The sequence below is a fragment of the Roseibium sp. AWQ4_254 genome (assembly GCF_056161025.1).
In genome coordinates this window covers 65,097-83,987 of the sequence record NZ_JBSWYH010000022.1, presented here as the reverse complement: position 1 = coordinate 83,987, position 18,891 = coordinate 65,097, and the positions used below count along the sequence as shown (strand labels likewise).

The 18,891-nt window shown below is 60.2% G+C and carries 13 protein-coding genes; 6 read left to right on the top strand and 7 right to left on the bottom strand.

Features of this window, described 5'->3' with window-relative positions; genetic code table 11:
• Window positions 1-312: 312 nt before the first annotated feature.
• From xylA to xylF, 5 genes are all read right to left on the bottom strand, one after another.
• Window positions 313-1,632, bottom strand: coding sequence for a xylose isomerase (gene xylA / locus ACXAIC_RS17230; RefSeq protein WP_475182676.1), 1,320 nt, complete (start codon window positions 1,630-1,632; stop codon window positions 313-315).
• 81 nt (window positions 1,633-1,713) lie between these two features.
• On the bottom strand, window positions 1,714-3,165 hold the full coding sequence (gene xylB, locus ACXAIC_RS17225; protein ID WP_475182671.1) for a xylulokinase: 1,452 nt from the start codon (window positions 3,163-3,165) through the stop codon (window positions 1,714-1,716).
• Window positions 3,166-3,536: 371 nt separating this feature from the next.
• Window positions 3,537-4,304 carry an ATP-binding cassette domain-containing protein gene (locus ACXAIC_RS17220; RefSeq protein ID WP_475182788.1) on the bottom strand — a complete coding sequence of 256 codons (768 nt, stop codon included), beginning with the start codon at window positions 4,302-4,304 and terminating at the stop codon, window positions 3,537-3,539.
• Between the two features lie 24 nt (window positions 4,305-4,328).
• The gene (locus ACXAIC_RS17215) at window positions 4,329-5,624 is read right to left on the bottom strand and encodes a sugar ABC transporter permease (RefSeq protein ID WP_475182668.1); all 1,296 of its coding nucleotides are present in this window, start codon (window positions 5,622-5,624) and stop codon (window positions 4,329-4,331) included.
• A gap of 124 nt (window positions 5,625-5,748) precedes the next feature.
• Entirely contained in the window at window positions 5,749-6,780 is a 1,032-nt protein-coding gene (gene xylF / locus ACXAIC_RS17210) for a D-xylose ABC transporter substrate-binding protein (protein WP_475182663.1), read from the bottom strand.
• A gap of 351 nt (window positions 6,781-7,131) precedes the next feature.
• Between xylF and ACXAIC_RS17205 the strand changes: the two genes are divergently transcribed.
• The 6 genes from ACXAIC_RS17205 (at window position 7,132) to preA (ending at window position 15,015) form a co-directional block, all read left to right on the top strand.
• Entirely contained in the window at window positions 7,132-8,316 is a 1,185-nt protein-coding gene (locus tag ACXAIC_RS17205) for an ROK family protein (protein ID WP_475182659.1), read from the top strand.
• Entirely contained in the window at window positions 8,313-9,758 is a 1,446-nt protein-coding gene (locus tag ACXAIC_RS17200; protein WP_475182656.1) for a di-heme oxidoredictase family protein, read from the top strand. Before ACXAIC_RS17205 ends, ACXAIC_RS17200 begins: the two co-directional genes overlap by 4 nt.
• Window positions 9,755-11,443 carry a CRTAC1 family protein gene (locus ACXAIC_RS17195; RefSeq protein ID WP_475182653.1) on the top strand — a complete coding sequence of 563 codons (1,689 nt, stop codon included), beginning with the start codon at window positions 9,755-9,757 and terminating at the stop codon, window positions 11,441-11,443. The genes ACXAIC_RS17200 and ACXAIC_RS17195 overlap by 4 nt, the downstream gene beginning before the upstream one ends.
• A 221-nt stretch (window positions 11,444-11,664) precedes the next feature.
• Complete coding sequence (locus ACXAIC_RS17190; RefSeq protein ID WP_475182650.1) at window positions 11,665-11,916, top strand: hypothetical protein; 252 nt, start codon at window positions 11,665-11,667, stop codon at window positions 11,914-11,916.
• Between the two features lie 401 nt (window positions 11,917-12,317).
• Window positions 12,318-13,709, top strand: coding sequence for an NAD(P)-dependent oxidoreductase (locus tag ACXAIC_RS17185; protein WP_475182647.1), 1,392 nt, complete (start codon window positions 12,318-12,320; stop codon window positions 13,707-13,709).
• Window positions 13,702-15,015, top strand: a complete 1,314-nt coding sequence (preA, locus tag ACXAIC_RS17180; RefSeq protein WP_475182642.1) for an NAD-dependent dihydropyrimidine dehydrogenase subunit PreA — start codon at window positions 13,702-13,704, stop codon at window positions 15,013-15,015. Before ACXAIC_RS17185 ends, preA begins: the two co-directional genes overlap by 8 nt.
• Before the next feature lie 123 nt (window positions 15,016-15,138).
• Here the strand turns inward: preA and ACXAIC_RS17175 are convergent, their stop codons facing one another.
• Together ACXAIC_RS17175 and ACXAIC_RS17170 are read right to left on the bottom strand one after the other, a co-directional pair.
• Window positions 15,139-17,412 (bottom strand): bifunctional diguanylate cyclase/phosphodiesterase, encoded by a 2,274-nt coding sequence (locus ACXAIC_RS17175; protein WP_475182638.1) that lies wholly within the window; start codon window positions 17,410-17,412, stop codon window positions 15,139-15,141.
• Between the two features lie 337 nt (window positions 17,413-17,749).
• Window positions 17,750-18,739, bottom strand: coding sequence for an ABC transporter substrate-binding protein (locus ACXAIC_RS17170; RefSeq protein ID WP_475182632.1), 990 nt, complete (start codon window positions 18,737-18,739; stop codon window positions 17,750-17,752).
• Window positions 18,740-18,891: the final 152 nt, after the last annotated feature.

Sequence of the window (18,891 nt, the reverse complement as noted above, 5' to 3'; positions counted from 1 at the left end):
AGGTGCGATTTCCGGATTCGCTCGTGAATTTTCCTTCAAAAACTCTACGGCAAATCATGTTTTTTTGCCGGGTTCCAACAAATTTCGAGAACCGGAAAGACCGCCCTTGCCAGCAAGTCCCCTCTGCCACTTGCGTCAAAAAATTTGATCGCGTCACAAGCCAAGGGTCTTATACACAGCGTAATTCCGGCGGCCACTCTCCTGAGCCCAAAGATGGAGTTTCACAGAAAAGCCCCCAAGAGGCGACGCCACAAGGACCAACAAAAAGGCCGCGGAAACCCGCGGCCCTTGAAAGAGAAAAACCGAAGCCGGTCAGACGAAAAGATTGGCCAGGCTTTCCAGATATTCCTGCCGTCCCGATTTGGGCTGGGGCTCCAGATCCGCTCCATGCACCCGCTCCGCCAGCGCCTCCAGGGAAGACCCGCCATTCAGGATAGCCGCGTTTTCCGGTGCCTTCCAGCCCGCATAGCGGTCCTCGACAAAGCCTTTCAGACGGCCATCCTCGATCATCGCCGCTGCGGCCTTCAGCCCCCGGGCGATGGCATCGGCAGACCCCACATGGGCCTGGATCAGATCCAGCGGATCGAGCGACTGGCGGCGCAGCTTGGCATCGAAATTCGTGCCTCCGGTCGTGAAACCGCCATCCATCAGGATCTCGTAATAGGCAAGCGCCAGTTCCGGCACGTTCATGCCGAAGTGATCCGTATCCCAGCCGCACTGGTAATCGTTCCGGTTCATGTCGACAGACCCGAGAATGCCGAAGGAGCGGGCCATATGCAGTTCATGCTCGAAGGAGTGCCCGGCCAGGATCGCATGCCCCTGCTCGATGTTCATTTTCACCTCACTCTCCAGACCATAGGCCTGAAGGAAGCCATAGACCGTGCCGACATCATAGTCATATTGATGCTTGCTCGGTTCCTGGGGTTTGGGCTCGATCAGGATCGTACCCTTGAAGCCGATCTTGTGCTTATACTCCACCACCATGTTGAGAAACCGGCCCAGCTGGTCCAGTTCCTGTTTGGCATTGGTATTCAGAAGGGTTTCATAGCCTTCACGCCCGCCCCACAGAACATAGTTTTCACCCTTCAGGCGGTAGGTCGCATCCATGGCGTTTTTCACCTGGGCCGCCGCATAGGCAAAGATATCCGGGTCCGGGTTCGTGGCGGCACCGGCCATGAAACGGCGGTTGGAGAAGAGATTGGCGGTCCCCCACAGCAGCTTCACGCCGGTGTCAGCCATTTTGCCTTCAAAGAGATCGGCAATGGCATTCACATTGGCATTGCTTTCCGCAAGCGTCTTGCCCTCCGGGGCAATGTCCCGGTCGTGGAAGGTGAAATACGGCATGCCCAGGATCTGGTACATTTCGAAGGCAACATCTGCCTTCAGCCGGGCCTGGGCCATCGGATCGCCCCCGGCCGCCATCCAGCTGCGCTGGAAAGTTTCCCCGCCAAACGGGTCTGTGCCCGGCCAGCAGAAGCTGTGCCAGTAGCATACCGCCAGGCGCAAATGATCTTCCATCCGCTTGCCCAGGACGATTTCGTCCTTGTTGTAATGGCGGTAGGTTAGCGGGTCGCGGCTTTCCGGACCGGCATAGGGGATCGGCTGCAGGTCGCCAAAAAAACCAGTGCTCATGTCATCATCTCCCTGGATCGCCCCTGCCCCCAGAACTCTGGGGAACAGGTCAAAGGCAATCGGTTGTCAAATCAGTCTTTTTCAGTATCCGGCCTGTTTGAGCGCCGGATAAAGTGTGCGCCAGCGGGCATAGGCTTCGCCATAGGGGGCGATCAGGGCAGGCACCGGATCGATCGTGGTTTTCACGTCCGGCTTGCCAAAGACACCCGCCGTTGTGCCCGTTGCCGCCGCCTGGGCAAGCCGGGCCGCCCCGAGCGAGGCGCCAAAATCGCCATCAACCGGCACATCCACCGGCACTTCAAGCACGCTGGCGATAATTTGCAGCCAGACGATAGAGCGCGACCCCCCACCGACAGCCAGCAGGCGGCCAGCCTTGGTTCCCGCAACGCTCAAGGCTTCCATGCAGTCCTTCAAGGCAAAGGCCACCCCATCCAGAACCGCATGGGTCAGATCTTCCGTGCCCGTCTTATGGGACAGACCGGCAAACCCGGCCCGGATGGCCACATCATTGTGCGGGGTCCGCTCCCCGCCGAGATAAGGCAGGAAGGCGGCCCCTGACGGGCCGGTCACCTCTCCAAGGGCGGCCGTCAACTTTTCGGGCGGCGTTTTCACCACTCCCGAGAGCCAGTTGAGACTGTCAGTGGCCGACAGGATCACCCCCATCTGGTGCCAGGTATCCGGCACCGCATGACAGAAGGCGTGCACCGCGCCGTCTACATTCGGGGAAAACCGGTCATTGGTGACAAACACAACCCCCGAGGTGCCGAGAGACACGAAGGCGGACCCGGGATCCACAGCGCCAACACCGCAGGCCGAAGCCGCATTGTCGCCGCCACCGCCCGCAACCACCGGCGCCCTCTCAAAGCCCCAGCGGGCACAAAGCGCCTTAGCCAGGGTTCCTGAGGGTTCAGTGCCTTCCACAAGGCGCGGCATCTGGTCCCGGGTCAGCCCGGTTGCCGCCAGAAGCGCGTCGCTCCAGTCCCGCTCAGCCACATCCATCCAGAGCGTCCCGGCGCTGTCCGACATGTCGCTGGCATAATCCCCGGTCAGCTTGAACCGCACATAGTCTTTCGGCAGCAGGACCTTGGCCGTGCGGGCAAAGATCTCCGGTTCGTTTTCGCGCACCCATTGCAGCTTCGGCGCGGTAAAGCCCGGCATGACCAGATTGCCGCCAAGGGTCATGAATCTCGGCTCCGCTCCAGCCAGCGCCGTGCATTGTGCGCCGGACCGGCCGTCATTCCACAAGATGCAGGGCCGCAAAGGCGCCCCGTCCCGGTCCAGCAGCGTTGCCCCATGCATATGTCCGGAGAGGCCAATGCCGGTCACTTTGGACAGTTCCAGAGGCGCCTGGGCCTTGAGCGCATCGAGCACATCCTGACACGCCGTCCACCAGCTGTCCGGATCCTGCTCAGACCAGCCCGGATGGGGCCGGTTCACACTCAAGGGGGCCGTCGCAGAGGCAATCAGCTGCTGGTTATCGGCCAGCAGAATGGCTTTGACGGAACTGGTGCCGATATCAAGTCCGATAAACATGAGGTGCGTTCCTCAAAACAGGCAAAAAGAAAGGCCGATGCCTGCGGGCAGGCTTCGACGGGGTCTGACCCTGCGCCAGGTGCAGCCGGACAGGCTGGACCGGCAAGGGACCCCTGCGTGCAAACCCTCAACAGATCCGCGCGCGGAGGCATTCAATCAAACAGAGCGTCAACGCTGCCGCTGCGCGTCTCCCGGATCCGCCGGCGACAGTGCCGCAGGCCAAATCTCTGGTTGGCCGACGACAGTGTCGCCGACCATTGCTCTCGTTAGCCGACGACAGTGTCGCCGACCATTGCTCTGGTTAGCCGACGACTGTGCCGTCGGCCATTGCTCTGGTTAGCCGACGACTGTGCCGTCGGCCATCGCTCTGGTTAGCCGACGACAGTGTCGTCGGCAAGGGCCCCCGGTCCGGGAGTTGCCCCGGGAGGGCACTTGCCAAGGATGATCATGCCCAGAACATCGTCGTCGGTCACATCCGTGGTTTTCGCGGTTCCGACCAGCTGGCCGTTTTTCATCACCGCAATCCGGTCGCAAAGCTGGAAGACGTCGTGAATGTCGTGGCTGATCAGGAAGATCCCAAGACCCTGCTTTTTCAGTTCCTGAATCAGCTCGGCCACCATCTGGGTTTCATGCACCCCGAGCGCGGCTGTCGGCTCATCCATGATCAGGATCTTGGCGTTGAAATAAACCGCCCTGGCAATGGCCACGGACTGGCGCTGGCCACCCGACAGCGCCTTGACCGGCGCATGGAACTTTTTGAAGTTCGGGTTCAGCTTGCCCATGATCTTGCGGGTTTCCGCTTCCATGGCATCGTCATCGACAAAACCGAGCGATGTGGTCAGCTCCCGGCCCAGAAACAGGTTGGAGGCTGCATCCAGATTATCGGCCAGTGCAAGCGTCTGGTAGATCGTCTCGATATTGTGCGCGCGGGCATCGCGCGGCGAGTGGATATGCGCTTCCTCACCATTGATCAGGATCTGGCCGCTGTCGGCCTTGTAGGCGCCGGACAGGATCTTGATAAGGGTCGATTTTCCAGCGCCATTGTGGCCAAGCAGGCCGACCACTTCACCGGGATGCAAATCAACGGACACATGATCGACCGCATGAACGCCGCCGAAAGAAATGCACATGTCCTTCATTTCCACGAGAGGGGTTGTCATGGCTTACTCTCCCGTGCGCTTGCGGTAGATGATGTCGACCAGAACGGCCAGGACCAGCACCACACCAACAACAATGTTCTGCAGCGGCGCATCCACACCAACCATGGCCATACCCGACTGGAGCGACTGCATGATCAGGGCGCCGAGAATGGCTCCATAGATCGTGCCGACGCCGCCGGACAGCGCGGTCCCGCCAATCACAGCCGCCGCGATCACCCGCAGCTCATCCAGCGTGCCGATGTCGTTGGTGGAAAACCCGAGACGGGCGGAGGCAACGGCCCCAGCCAGGCCACACAGGCCGCCCATGATGGCGAAGATCTTGACCGTCAGAAAACGGGTGTTGATGCCCGACAGCTCCGCTGCATCCGGATTGCCGCCAGCGGCAAAGATATAGCGTCCGAGCCGGGTCCGCTGGGCCGTCACTGTCATGGCAACAGCCACCAGAATGAGCAACACCACCGAATAGGGAATACCATAGCCGACTTCCAGACCTTCCGGCATGGTTTCATCAGCCGCCGCAAAGATCCGTTTCAGCCGGGCCGGCGGAATATGATAAGCGTTCAAAACCGCCACAAAGCCCAGGATCGCGCCGGTGGTAATCAGGCCGAGGGTGATTTCCGCCCAGACCGGCTTGACCGGAAAGCCGTGGGACGCCTTGCGCCTGCGTGAGGCGACCTGAAGCCAGAGCACCAAGAGCGCTGCCACCAGGCCAAACACCCAGGAGGCGCTTTCGCCAAGCGTGCCGCCAATGCCCCCCAGCATGGTGAAGGTCTCGTTCAGCGGCCCGATGGTCTGCCCGGATGTGATGAACCAGGCCACATTGCGCCAAACCAGCAAACCACCCAGGGTGACGATAAAAGCCGGAATGCCGAGATAGCCGATCATCCAGCCCTGAAATGCGCCGATCAACACCCCGACAACGACCCCGGCAAGAAGCGCCAGCACCCAGATAGCCGGGTGGCCGACACCCAGAACGTGCGGGCTGGCCAAAATGTCAGTCTGCAGCACCGCCATGACGGCGGCAACCGTGGCAAGCAGGGAGCCGACCGAAAGATCGATGTGGCGGGTTACGATCACAAATACCATGCCAGTGGCCATGATGGCGACCGACACGGTCTGGATTGTCAGGTTGAAAATGTTGCGCGGTGTCAGAAACCGGCCATCCGTAACCACATTGAACACCAGGCACAGGACGATGAACGCCCCGATCATGCCCAGAAGGCGGGTGTCGAGCTGCAAGGCAGCAAACATGTTGCGGGCTGCCGGGCCTTTGGAGCCGGGCAGAGCGGTGTCGGACATCAAGGTTACTCCTGCTTGGAGACCATTACGCTTGTGCGTCGGGTGGCCACCCGGGGAACCGCGCAAACGGCCTTCCCAAAAATGGCCCCGCTGTCAGCAGCGGAGCCATACGTGTTGCTTCAGATCAGTTGCAAGGCGCCGGGCCGTTGCTGACGCCCTGGCACAGATCATCCTTGGAGATCCAGCCCGCATCGACAACAGCGGTCAGGTTGTCCTTGGTGATCGGCATCGGCGACAGGAACTTGGCGGTCAGCTCTGTGCCGGACGGAGACGCCCACTTGGTGGCGCCATCAATGTCGCCCATCGCCGTGCCGCCTGCCAGGGAAACCGCGATTTCACCGGCAGCCTTGCCAAGTTCACGGGCGTCTTTCCACACGGAGACAGTCTGCGTGCCCTTGGCGACCCTGTTCAGAGCCGCATGGTCACCATCCTGGCCCGACACCGGAATGCCGTCCATGCCCTGGGCGGTCAGGGCAGCGACCACACCACCAGCGGTGCCGTCATTGGAGGCCACCACCGCATCAACCTTGTTGTCATTGGCGGTGAGGATCTGTTCCATGTTGCGCTGTGCGTTGGCCGGAAGCCAGCCATCCGTATAGGCTTCGCCGACAATCTTGATGTCGCCGGTGTCAATGGCTGCCTGCAGCACTTCCTGCTGACCGCCGCGCAGGAAATCTGCGTTCGGGTCGGTCGGAGAGCCCTTGATCATGACGTAGTTGCCTTTCGGCGCGGCCGCCAGGACCTCAGCAGCCTGCATGCGTCCAACCTCGACATTGTCGAAGGTCAGGTAGAAGGCGCGGGAATCGTCGATCAGACGGTCATAACCAACCACCGGGATGCCTTCATCGGCAGCGGCCTGAACAGCCGGGCCGATCGCCTGGGAGTCCTGGGCCAGAATGATCAGAGCGTTGGCGCCCTGGGCGATCAGGGCTTCCACGTCGGACAGCTGTTTGGCGGACGAGCTCTGGGCGTCGGCCGAGATGTATTTCGCGCCTGCAGCTTCCAGGGCAGATTTGATGGCAGCCTCATCTGTCTTCCAGCGTTCTTCCTGGAAGTTGGACCAGCTCACGCCGACGACGATGTCGGCAGCCTTGGCAGCGGAAAGGGCAGTCGCGGACAAAAGGGCGCCCGCCAGTAAAACGGTAATCTTGCGCATTATAATGTTTCCTCCAGTTGGCACAGCATTCTCATCGGCTGGGCCTGAACCATGCGTGTCTCTAATCGGGCACGATGTTGCAGTGCCACATATTGGACAAGCTTATTGTTATTTTTTTTAGTGCCCGAAAAAAAGTTGCAGGAAAGCGCCGCTCCTGTCAACATGGTTTTGCGAAACTCTGTTCCGTCTATCCAAAAATACAACAAGGAACAGGGAGAATCCGGGGAAGATCCCGGACGGAGGAAACATCTTACCAAGAGCCGAGGGAGCATGGCACGCAAGGCGGACCGGGACCAGATCAGGCGGCAAAACCGGAGTATTATTCTACAGGCCCTGCGCCGGAGCGGCCCCATGGCCCGGATTGATCTTGGCCAGATCACACGGCTCAGCCCAGCCACTGTAACGGCAATCACCTCGGACCTGCTCGAGCAGGATCTTATTCTCAGCCTGGAAGCCGAGGAACCGAAAACGCACCAGTCCAGGGGCCGCCCGCGCACGCTGCTGAAGCTCAATCCGGAGGCCGCCTTCATCATCGGGGTCCGCCTTTCGGTCAACACGATCGATCTCTCCCTGGTGAATTTCTCAGGTGAAGTTGTTCATGATCACCGCACCCGGTTCGACAGTGCCACGGCCAATGCGGACAGTTTTCCCAGAACCCTTGTCAACGCCATTGAAGACTTTCTTGACGCCGCCAGGATCGATGCGTCCCGGGTTCGTGAAATCGGCGTAGCGGCCCAGGGCGTGGTCAAGACAGAGACCGGGCAGGTGGCCTGGAGCCCGGCCTTTGCCGGGCGCCGGATCCCGGTTGTCGCCCCCTTGCGGGAGGCGTTCGGAGCCGAGTGCTACATTTCCAATGACACCAACATGATCACCGAGGCGCTGCACTGGTCGGACCCTGCCCGATATAGCGGCACCTTTGCCGTGATCATGCTGGATTATGGCGTCGGCATGGGGCTTTATCTGGACAACCGGTTGTTTTCCGGCGGCAGTGGCACGGCGGCTGAATTCGGCCATGCCAATCACATTCCGGGAGGCGCGCTCTGCCGCTGCGGAAAACGCGGCTGTCTGGAGGCCTACCTTTCCGATTACGCCCTGGTCCGGGCCGCGAGCCACCTGCCTGAAGACACTGATCCTGTCTCCATCGAGGCCGGGGTTCACGGCCTTGAACGGCTGCTGGAACGGGCCGGGTCCGGCGACATGGATGCCCAAACTGCCTTTCACGATGCCGGACGAGTGCTCGGCTTCGGCATGGCACGGGTGATCGCCATGATCGATCCGGGCCGGCTGGTTCTGACCGGCGCGGCCATGCGCGCCTTTTCCTTCATGGAGAAAGGCATGTGGGAAGCGCTTGAGGAAGCACTTGTGGCGGATCTTCGCAACAATTTCACCCTGGACGTAATGCCCTGGAACGAGAATTTCATCCGCAGCGGCCTGATCGCCCAATCCATGGAGCGCCTCGACAAGGACTTTCAAGGCACTGCCACCCGTCCTCAACGGCAAGGCGGGCATCCGGGAAGCGAGGAGGTCCGTGCGTGAGGCTGCTTTACGGCCAGGGGGCCGCTGTTGCTCTTGCCGGATCTTTGTCTGCTCTCCTGGCTGCCCCCCTCGCAGCGACCGCGGCCGACCCCGGCTTGCCACCGTGGAGCGAAAAAGCCATTCGCGCCGATGTCGATCTGGAGGCGCTTGCAGCATCCGGCAAAGACCCGATCCAGGTGCTTCAGCCTCTGGGCGAAGAGCTCTTTTCCGCAAAATTCACCCGACAGGACGGTGTGGGCCGGCCGGATGCGACCGGTGCCATTGTCCCGACCAAGGTGCGCCGCAGGTCTCACTTGTCCTTCCAGCGCCTTGCGGGGCCGGACGCCAATTCCTGCGCGTCCTGCCATAATGAGCCGGTGACAGGCGGCGCGGGCGCCTTTACGGCCAATGTCTTTGTGTCGGAAGGCTTTGAAAGCGCCGATTTCGATACCATCGATCCGCAATTTTCCAATGAGCGAAACACGAATGCGATCCAGGGCACCGGACTGATCGAGCTGCTGGCCCGGGAAATGACCCATGACCTGCGCGGCCAGCGGACGGCCGTCCTGTCCGCAGCCCGGGGCAGCGGTCAGCCGGAAACCGTCGCCCTTGAAACCAAGGGCGTCTCTTTCGGCCGCCTGACCGCCTATCCCGACGGAACCCTTGATGTGAGCGCCCTGGACGGCATTGACGATGATCTGACCCTGCGCCCCTTCAGCCAGAAAGGCGTATTTGCCTCGCTGCGCCAGTTCACGGTCAACGCCATGAATGCCCATCACGGCATTCAGGCGAGCGAACGCTTTGGGCCGGAATGGACCGGAACGGCAGATTTTGACGGCGATGGCGTGGAGCGGGAAATGTCACCCGGTCAGATCTCCGCTTTGGTGGCCTGGCAGGCGACCCTGCCCGCCCCCGGCCGGAAAAAGGATTTGCCGGAGGTCTGGCACCGCGCCGCAGAAGAGGGAGAAGAGCTGTTTTCGCAGATCGGCTGTGCGGCCTGTCACATCCCCAGTCTGCCGCTGGACAGTCTTGTCTTTTACGATCCCGGCCCCTTTGACACGGCTGGCACCTTGCGCCAAAGCGACATGGAAGCCCCGCTGGCCCTGGATCTGGCCACGCTCGACTGGGTCAACGCTCTGCCGAGAGATGATCAGGGCCGGGTTCTGGTACCCCTTTACGGGGACCTGAAACGGCACCGGATTGCCGATTCGAAGACCGACACATTCGGCAACGAGTTGCTGGCCCAGCGGTTCGTGCCCCGGGACATGTTCATCACGGCAGAACTCTGGGGTCTGGCGAGCACGGCCCCCTATGGCCACCGGGGCGACCTGACGACACTTGACGAGGCCATCCGTGCCCATGGCGGCGCGGCGGCGGACAGCCGCGAAGCCTATGACAGTCTGCCGGAAACGGACCGCCAGTCGGTGATCGCCTTTTTGCGCGCTCTGGAGATTGGCCAATGACCCGCTGCGGGCTATCCGCCCCTTTTCTGCCTCTCCTGTTTGGCGTTGTTACCGCCGCGCTCACCGCACCGGCCACCACCTTTGCCGAAGGGGATGCTCCAGCGCCTGTGCCCCATTTTTCGGAGGAGGCCGAGGCTGCCGGGATCCGGCATGTTTATGATGGCCCATGGGAATATTTCGTCGGTGGCGGTGTTGCGGTTTTCGATTGCAATGGTGACCGCCGTCCGGACCTTTTTCTGGCCGGGGGCGAAGGATCTGGCCGCTTCTTTGTCAATGCCAGCCCTACCGGGGGGGCGCTGGCATTCACGCCGGCGGACAGCGGTGTCAGCGGCAAACAGCTTGCAAAAGTGCTGGGAGCCTATCCGCTCGACATCGACAATGACGGATTGCTGGATCTGGTGCTCCTGCGTCTGGGGGAAAACCTTCTTTTGAAAGGCAAGGGCAATTGCAGGTTTGAGGTGGCCAACCGGGCACTCGGCTTTGACGGCGGCCGGGCATGGACCACTGCTTTCGCCGCAACCTTTGAAGACGATCAAACCTCTCCGACCCTCGCCTTCGGTAACTATGTTGACCGGTCCGCACCGGGGGCGCCCTGGGGCACTTGCCACGACAATGTTCTGGTCCGCCCGGATGCCGCTGATGCTGCAGACCGAGCAGGCAGCAGCGCCCCGCGCTATTCAAACGCCACGCGGCTGTCGCCCGGCTATTGCAGCTTGTCGATCCTCTTCACCGACTGGAACCGGTCCGGGGAACCGGCCCTGCGGGTCTCCAATGATCGTCATTATTACCGGGGCGGCGAAGAACAGCTGTGGGCCGTGCCGCCCGGACGGCCGCCGCGCCCTTACCGCAAAAGCGACGGCTGGCAGCATCTGAAGATCTGGGGCATGGGCATTGCCTCCATTGATCTGGATGTGGACGGCTTTCCCGAATATGCGCTGACCAGCATGGGCGACACCAAGCTGCAAAAGCTGGACGCGGACACTGATGAAACGGTTCCGGTCTATACGGACATCGCCTTTGACCTCGGCCTGACCGCGCACCGCCCCTATACGGGCAACGACCTGAAGCCCTCTACAGGCTGGCATTCGGAATTTCAGGATGTCAACAATGACGGGCTGTGGGACCTCTTCATCGCCAAGGGCAACGTGGAGGCGATGCCGGATTTTGCTGCCTATGACCCGGATAATCTGCTGCTGGGCCAGTGGACCGGCCGGTTCAGCGAAGCTGGCGGCGCAGCAGGATTGGCCCTGGACCGGCGCGGCCGAGGCGCGGGCCTTGCGGATTTCAATGCAGACGGCCTGCTGGATCTGGTGATTGTCAACCGGGCCGCACCGGTCAGTCTTTATCGCAATCTCGGCAAGGGCACCGAAGAGGAGCCCAAGCCGCTCGGCAACTGGCTCGCCGTCGAGATCCGCCAGCCGGGCCAGCCCAACGAATGGGCGGTTGGCGCGAAGATCAGCGTGAAAACCGGCAACAGGACCGTCGTGAAGGATATTCAAGTTGGGGGCGGCCATGCCTCCGGCCAGCTGGGATTTGTGCATTTCGGGCTGGGTGTCGCAGAGCGCGCGAATGTGCGCATCAGGTGGCCCGATGGCGACTGGAGCCACAGCTACCGGGTCTTCGCCAATGGGCATGTGCTGATCGAGCGCGGCGCGGAAAAGGCCAGGCTCTGGTATCCGCATTAGCCTTGCATGTTTCTTCGGCCCGGCTGGCAAAGATCGTCCTGAAACATTTCTGCCTTTTCTGGGTATATCTCCAAACGACACGGCTTGACGGCACGCCCTGACGTGCTGTGCCCGCAAACTTCGGTACACTTACCCTCGTAAATTTAGTCTGTGTTGGCGCTTACGGGCTGTTGGGCATGGGGTCCCGGAGTGACGCCGCGTAACTGAAGGTGGGCAGTATCATGTTTGTGGGGATTTTGGCCGGAGCCATACTTTATGGCGCCGTCACTCTGGTGTTTTTGATTTTGTCATCGGCAGAGCTACTGGAAAGCTGTACCAGCACACCTTCCCGTCTGGCGCTTGTCTTTCTGATCTCCGTCTTCTGGCCGGTGGCCCTGGTTGTGCTCTCCCTCGTCGCGGTTTTCGCCCGGCTGGCGGGGTCCCGCACCCGGTCGCGCAGCCTTGTGGGCGGCCTGCCCTACGGAAGCTGCTGACCCTCCCGAGACAGCGCGCTGATTGCCGCGGCAGTCCGTAGACAGGATCCGCGCCAAGCCACGGAATGCCGCATGTTCCAGGGAATGGAACATGCGGCGCTCATCCAATTAAAAGCGTTGGATCTTTGACCTTGAGATCTTTGATTTCAGGCGGCGACCGGCAAGTCTGATGGCCCGCAGTGCGTGGTCGTCGCGTCTGGCGAAAATTTAGTCAAGCCTGCTTTTTGACCTAAAGTCTTGGGATTTCAGTAATTTTATTGCTGATTTTTTGGCTCAAGTTTTTAATCATTCCAAAAATATTTGACTAACTGTTCAAATTTTTGCCCAATAGGGTCATTGAGCCTGCTCACAAAACGAAGCGGGCCACCTCGAAATTGATCGCCAACCTTCCGGAGATCTCCATGACCCAGACCAAAGCCGGCCCGGACATCGCGCCCGGACGTCTGCCCGAGGAAGCCTATGCGGAGAACTTCAGCGACCTGCACCCGCTGCTGGAGCCTCATGAGGCTCAGGTGGAAGCCGACCGCTGCTATTTCTGCTACGACGCACCCTGCATGCAGGCCTGTCCGACAAGCATCGACATTCCCCAGTTCATCCGCCAGATTTCGACCGGCAACCCGGACGGATCGGCCAAGACGATTTTCGAGCAGAACATTCTGGGTGGCATGTGCGCCCGCGTCTGCCCGACCGAAACCCTGTGTGAACAGGTCTGCGTGCGGGAAACCGCCGAAGGCAAGCCGATCAAGATCGGCCAGCTGCAGCGCTACGCGACCGATCACTACATGGCCGGGCATGACACGACCCCATTCACCCGCTCAGCCTCGACGGGCCGGAAGATCGCTGTTGTCGGCGCCGGACCGGCTGGACTGTCCTGCGCCCACCGGCTGGCCGTCCACGGCCATGACGTGACCCTGTTCGATGCCCGCGAAAAGCCCGGCGGGCTGAATGAATTCGGCATCGCGTCCTACAAGTCAGTCGATAATTTTGCGGCTCGCGAAGTGGATTTCATTCTGTCCATCGGCGGCATTGAGCTAAAGACCGGCATGCGCCTTGGCGACAATCTGGATCTTGCCGGTCTGCGGACCACCTACGACGCGGTGTTTCTCGGCATCGGGCTCGACGGTGTGAACGCCCTTGACATGGACAACGAGACTGCCGACGGCGTTCTGAGTGCCGTCGACTACATTTCGGATCTGCGCCAGAGTAACGACCTGTCCGGATTGCCCGTTGGCCGCCGCATCGTCGTCATTGGCGGCGGCATGACCGCCGTCGACATTGCCGTGCAGACCCGGCTGCTCGGGGCCGAAGACGTCACCATCGCCTACCGGCGGGGACAGGAGCGCATGAACGCCTCCCGCTATGAGCAGGACCTGGCGCAAACATCCGGGGTGAAAATTCTCACCAACGCGCAGCCGCACACGCTCAAGACACAAGACGGGCACATTGCGGCCATCGAACTGGAGCGCACGGCAACGAGCGAAGATGGCAGCCTGACCGGGACCGGTGAGATGATCACCCTGGCGGCCGACATGGTCTTCAAGGCGGTCGGGCAGACCCTTGTCCAAAGCGGTCTGGATTCTGCGATCAGGGTCGAAAAGGGCAGGATCGCCGTTGATGAGACCCGCAAGACCAGCCTTGCCGACGTTTGGGCCGGGGGAGATTGCATTGCGGGAGGCGAGGATCTGACGGTGACTGCCGTTGAGGATGGCAAAATTGCCGCCGAAAGCATCCACGCCACTTTGAGCGAACACGCGCAGACGACTGCGGACGCGAGGGAGAGAGCCCATGGCTGATTTGCGCACGGACTTTATCGGGATCAAGTCCCCGAACCCGTTCTGGCTGGCCTCCGCACCGCCAACGGACAAGGAATATAACGTGGTCCGGGCCTTCAAGGCCGGGTGGGGCGGTGTTGTCTGGAAAACCCTTGGCGAAGATCCGGCCGTGGTCAATGTCAACGGCCCGCGCTATGGCGCTATTCACGGCAAGGACCGTCAGCTGATCGGCCTCAACAACATCGAACTCATCACCGACCGGCCGCTGGAAGTGAACTTGCGGGAGATCAAGCAGGTCAAGCGGGACTGGCCCGACCGGGCCTTGATTGTCTCTCTGATGGTCCCTTGCGAAGAGCAGAACTGGATCAGCATCCTGAAACGGGTGGAAGAAACCGAAGCGGACGGAGTGGAACTCAATTTCGGCTGCCCGCATGGCATGAGCGAACGCGGCATGGGCTCGGCTGTCGGTCAGGTGCCTGAATATATCGAGATGGTGACCCGCTGGGTGAAGCAGCATTCGCGCATGCCCTGCATTGTCAAATTGACGCCCAACATCACCGATGTGCGCAAACCCGCGCAAGCTGCCAAGGCCGGCGGTGCAGATGCGGTGTCGCTGATCAACACGATCAACTCCATCATGGGCGTGGATCTCGACATCATGTCCCCCTCGCCCTCCGTGGACGGCAAAGGAGCCCATGGCGGCTATTGTGGCCCGGCGGTGAAACCGATTGCCCTCAACATGGTTGCTGAAATTGCCCGCGATCCGGCCACCCATGGTTTGCCGATCTCCGGGATTGGTGGCGTGACCACCTGGCGGGACGCGGCCGAGTTCATGGCGCTGGGCGCCGGATCCGTTCAGGTCTGCACAGCGGCTATGACCTACGGTTTCAAGGTGGTCGAAGACATGATCACAGGCCTCAGAGACTGGATGGATCAAAAGGGCTATACCTCCGTCGACCAGTTCGTCGGCAGCGCGGTGCCCAATGTGTCGGACTGGCAGTATCTGAACCTGAACTACATCGCCAAGGCACAGATCGATCAGGATCTTTGCATCAAATGCGGCCGCTGCCACATTGCCTGCGAAGACACGTCCCACCAGGCCATCACCAGCTTGGTAGACGGGGAACGCAAGTTTCAGGTGATCGACGAGGAATGCGTTGGCTGCAATCTTTGTGTCAATGTCTGCCCGGTGGAAAACTGCATCACCATGGAGCCGATGGCGGCCGGAAGTGTCGACCCGCGCACCAGAAAGACGGTCGACAAAGACTACGCCAACTGGACCACCCATCCGAACAACCCGATGGCCATCCAGGAGGCCGCCGAGTAACCCACCTCTTGGGGGCAGAAAAGCTCCCCCAGCAACCAGATCCTCCGCAGGCGGGCAGCCCCCCTGCCTGCGGCGCTTCGCATTCCTGCCGATCTCAATGGATGGAACCCGATCTGACCGGGATCAGTCGCCCGCCACCTTTCCGAGCTGTGTGACGCTCCCGGCAATGCTCTCCAGAGGCGCGGGCTTGGCATAGAGAAAGCCCTGCAGATAGTCGCACCCTGCCTGCGACAGAAACACTCGCTGCGCCTCGGTTTCCACCCCTTCCCCGACAGTCTCCATTCCAAGAAGACGCGCCAGGCTCAGGAGGGAGCGCACAAGAAGGTCCGTCTCGTCATCCCGCCCGATCCGGCTGACGAAGCTCCGGTCGATCTTGAGTTTGTCGAAACGGTATTTATGCAGATAGCTCAGGCTCGAATAGCCGGTGCCGAAATCATCAATGGCAATGCAAAGGCCAAGCCCCCGCAGCGCTTCGAAGGTGGCGGCAACCTGGTCGTCGTCTTCAATCATGAGATCTTCGGTGATCTCAAGGATCAGCCGCTCCGGCGGAAATCTGTACCGGTTCAATAGAGCACTGATCTCCTGCGCAAAATCGGGCCTTTGAAACTGGGTTGCACAGACATTCACCGAGACCCCGGCGCCTTCCCAGTGCCTGGCATCGCGGATGGCCTGTTCCAGAACCCAGGAGCCGATCTCAGACATCAGGCCTGCTTCACGGGCAACCGGCAGGAACACGTTGGGCGCCACTAGAGAACCGCCTTCGCGCTGCCAGCGGATAAGCGCTTCATAAAAGCGGATCTTGCCGGTCTCGCAGCCGATGATCGGCTGATAGAACAATCTGAACTCGCCGTCCGGAATAGCTGAATCCAGATCCTTGCGGATTTGCCGGGCCTCGCGCAGATGGGCATCCATGTGCGCATTGAACATGCGGATGGAAGACGTGCGCTCCGATTTGCAGCGCTGCAGAGCGATGTCCGCCGCCCGGATCATGTCTTTTAGCGCCTGCCCGTGCTCCGGATAGCGCGCTGCACCCGCGCTGCAGGACGCTTCCAGAAGCTTGCCCTCGTAAGCGATTGGCTGTTTCAGAGCGTTCATGAGGTTCTGGAGGTGTGCCGGTGTTTCCTCTTTCCGGTTGACCCGGTCTGTCAGCAGGGCAAATTCGTCGCCGCCGATCCGCCCGATCAGATCTCCGGGCGCCAGCAGTTCCCGGATTCTGGCCGCCTGGGTAACGATCAGGTGATCGCCCGCCGCATGGCCGTGCATATCATTGATCTGCTTGAACCTGTCGAAGTCCAGATAGGCCACCGCAAAGGGGATGCCGGATTTCTCGCGCAAGGCCACCCATTTGCGGGCCGCATCATGGAAATACCGGCGGGAGGCAAAGCCCGTCATGGAGTCATAATCGGCCGCTCTGCGGGCTTCCCGCTCACGTTCGGCCAGCCGCCGTTTGGCAATCGCGTTCTGGCGCAAGGCTGCAAGGGAAATTCCAAGGATGATCAGGAGCGCCAGCCCCAGAACCGGAACAGAGGCCATGATGATCCCGGACGCCCGGCTCATGGGGTACCAAGCCAGGGACCCCAGCGTCTTGCCATCACTGCGTTTGACCGGCACACCGATCATGCCGTCCGGAACGGCTTCGGCAAACTCCAGATTGTCGAGGGACAGGCTGGCCAGGAGCGAGGCCAGGTGGGCTGTATCCAGGTCCAGAAACGTGATCAGAATATTTGGCGGGCCATAGGTCATCTCAATGCCGCCGGGATCAGGGACAATTGCAAAGGCCGACATAATGCGCGGCCGCCCCTTGACCAAAACCACGTCCGTTGCCGAGATATCAGACAAGGCCCCGGAGAACACCACATCTCCGGATGCGCTGCGCTTCAGCCCTTCAAGATAGTTCGCCCGGATTTCACTAATTGCGTCTTCAATTTGGGCATCCACTCCATCACTCAGAAAACCGGACAGGTTCCAGTTGTGCTTGTCTGCGAAGAACAGGGGTTTTCCCGCAGGGTCCAGCAGAATTGCAATATCAAAGGAAAAGTCCTGCGCCATGTCGACGCCGAAACGGTTCTCGATCCAGGCTTGGGACGGATTGGTCTCAATGTTGATATAGGCCGCATTGGATGCGGCATAGCGCTCGATTTCCTGAAGCAGGCGTTGCTTGTGGTTCGCAAACACCCGTTCAACCGATTTTTTTTCGCGCGCCGCTGCCTGCTGCTCGGCCACCAGGATCTTGAAGAAGACCGCGCCGAACGAAATCACCGCAGCGAGCAACATCACCATCAGAACCGCACCCAGCCGCCCCCCGAAGCGGCCGGCAGTCTCACTCGTGAGCCCGTTGCCGCCCTGATCCCGCCCCGGCAAATCTGCACCGTCCAACGTGTCTGTTTGGTTCTGCATATCGTATCGTTAGCTTCCGCTGAGGCCATTGAACGCGTTGGCTAAATAATAAACAGACAAATTAATATTTTGACACAGCAAAACGAAAAACATCATAAATCTGCGCATATTTCTCAATGAAAAAAAGAAGTAAACAAAAATACAACCTATGATTATCGATAAAATTACGCAAAAAAACAAATTCATACTCGTATAAATAGCAACGCCTAACTTTGCAGGTTGCATGCACAGACATGCAAAAGGCCGCCAGATGGCGGCCTTTCATTTGTCCTGGTCTACCAGACTGTCCCGGCCGTAAAGCCGGGACACCGGCGCCCCGATGCCTTCGAAAACAAGCTTACATCTTGTCAGTGACTGCCGTTGAGGTTGCCCCCTCCGGTTCCTTGGTGATCACCGGGTCAGACCCACCGGCCAGAAGCGATTTCACCGTGCGCTCATAAGCGCCCATGTCGAGCTTTCCGTCGGAGCCGTCCACCAGTTTGTTGATTTCGCCCACCATGCGGATCTGATGTTTTTCGGTCTGTGCACCGGTTGCATCATTTTCCAAAACGATTTCAGCAGCTTCCTCAGGATGCTCGGCCGAATAGGCCCAGCCTTTCATGGAGGCACGGACAAACCGGGAAAGCTTATCGACCATGGCCGGATCCTTGAGGCTGTCTTCCAGCACATAAAGGCCGTCTTCCAGGGTCGCAACACCCTGGTCTTCATATTTGAAGACCACAAGATCCTCTGCCGGAATTCCGGCATCAATCACCTGCCAATATTCATTGTAGGTCATGGTGGAAATGCAGTCGGCCTGTTTCTGCAACAGCGGATCCACGTTGAAGCCCTGTTTCAGAACCGTAACGCCGTCCTCGCCGCCATCGGTAGGAATACCGAGCTGGCTCATCCAGGACAGAAACGGATATTCATTGCCGAAGAACCAGACCCCCAGTGTCTTGCCCTTGAAATCTTCAGGAGAGGTGATGCCCGTGTCCTTCCGGCATGTCAGCATCATGCCCGATTTCTTGAAAGGCTGCGCGATATTGACGAGCGGAACCCCCTTTTCACGCGACGCAAGCGCGGAGGGCATCCAGTCGACGATCACATCCGCTCCCCCGCCGGCGATCACTTGCGGCGGAGCAATGTCCGGGCCGCCCGGCTTGATCGTGACATCCAAACCCTCTTCGTCATAAAAGCCCTTGTCCTTGGCCACATAGTAGCCGGCAAACTGTCCTTGAGTGACCCATTTGAGCTGCAGTGTGAGCTCGTCAGCGGCCTGAGCGGCGCCCGAGATCAGGCTTGCGCCCAGAACCGATGCAAGCGCAAGACTTTTCAATGCCTTCATTGCCATTCCCCTACTTGTTATACCCGGCACCTTCAGCCAGGTTTTCTCTGGAATTGTCACCCTCCTCCAGCATGGGACTCAAGCAGCTTGCCGCCGGAGCGCCGTGAGGCGGAGTTTGGCCGAACGCGCGTTGCCGGGCTTTTTGCCTTCTG

Coding starts and splice junctions, on each gene's coding strand:
- xylA (WP_475182676.1), bottom strand. CDS start 1,632: ATGAGCACTGGTTTTTTTGGCGACCTGCAGCCGATCCCCTATGCCGGT.
- xylB (WP_475182671.1), bottom strand. CDS start 3,165: ATGTTTATCGGACTTGATATCGGCACCAGTTCCGTCAAAGCCATTCTG.
- ACXAIC_RS17220 (WP_475182788.1), bottom strand. CDS start 4,304: ATGAAGGACATGTGCATTTCTTTCGGCGGCGTTCATGCGGTCGATCAT.
- ACXAIC_RS17215 (WP_475182668.1), bottom strand. CDS start 5,624: ATGTCCGACACCGCTCTGCCCGGCTCCAAAGGCCCGGCAGCCCGCAAC.
- xylF (WP_475182663.1), bottom strand. CDS start 6,780: ATGCGCAAGATTACCGTTTTACTGGCGGGCGCCCTTTTGTCCGCGACT.
- ACXAIC_RS17205 (WP_475182659.1), top strand. CDS start 7,132: ATGGCCCGGATTGATCTTGGCCAGATCACACGGCTCAGCCCAGCCACT.
- ACXAIC_RS17195 (WP_475182653.1), top strand. CDS start 9,755: ATGACCCGCTGCGGGCTATCCGCCCCTTTTCTGCCTCTCCTGTTTGGC.
- ACXAIC_RS17190 (WP_475182650.1), top strand. CDS start 11,665: ATGTTTGTGGGGATTTTGGCCGGAGCCATACTTTATGGCGCCGTCACT.
- ACXAIC_RS17185 (WP_475182647.1), top strand. CDS start 12,318: ATGACCCAGACCAAAGCCGGCCCGGACATCGCGCCCGGACGTCTGCCC.
- preA (WP_475182642.1), top strand. CDS start 13,702: ATGGCTGATTTGCGCACGGACTTTATCGGGATCAAGTCCCCGAACCCG.
- ACXAIC_RS17175 (WP_475182638.1), bottom strand. CDS start 17,412: ATGCAGAACCAAACAGACACGTTGGACGGTGCAGATTTGCCGGGGCGG.
- ACXAIC_RS17170 (WP_475182632.1), bottom strand. CDS start 18,739: ATGAAGGCATTGAAAAGTCTTGCGCTTGCATCGGTTCTGGGCGCAAGC.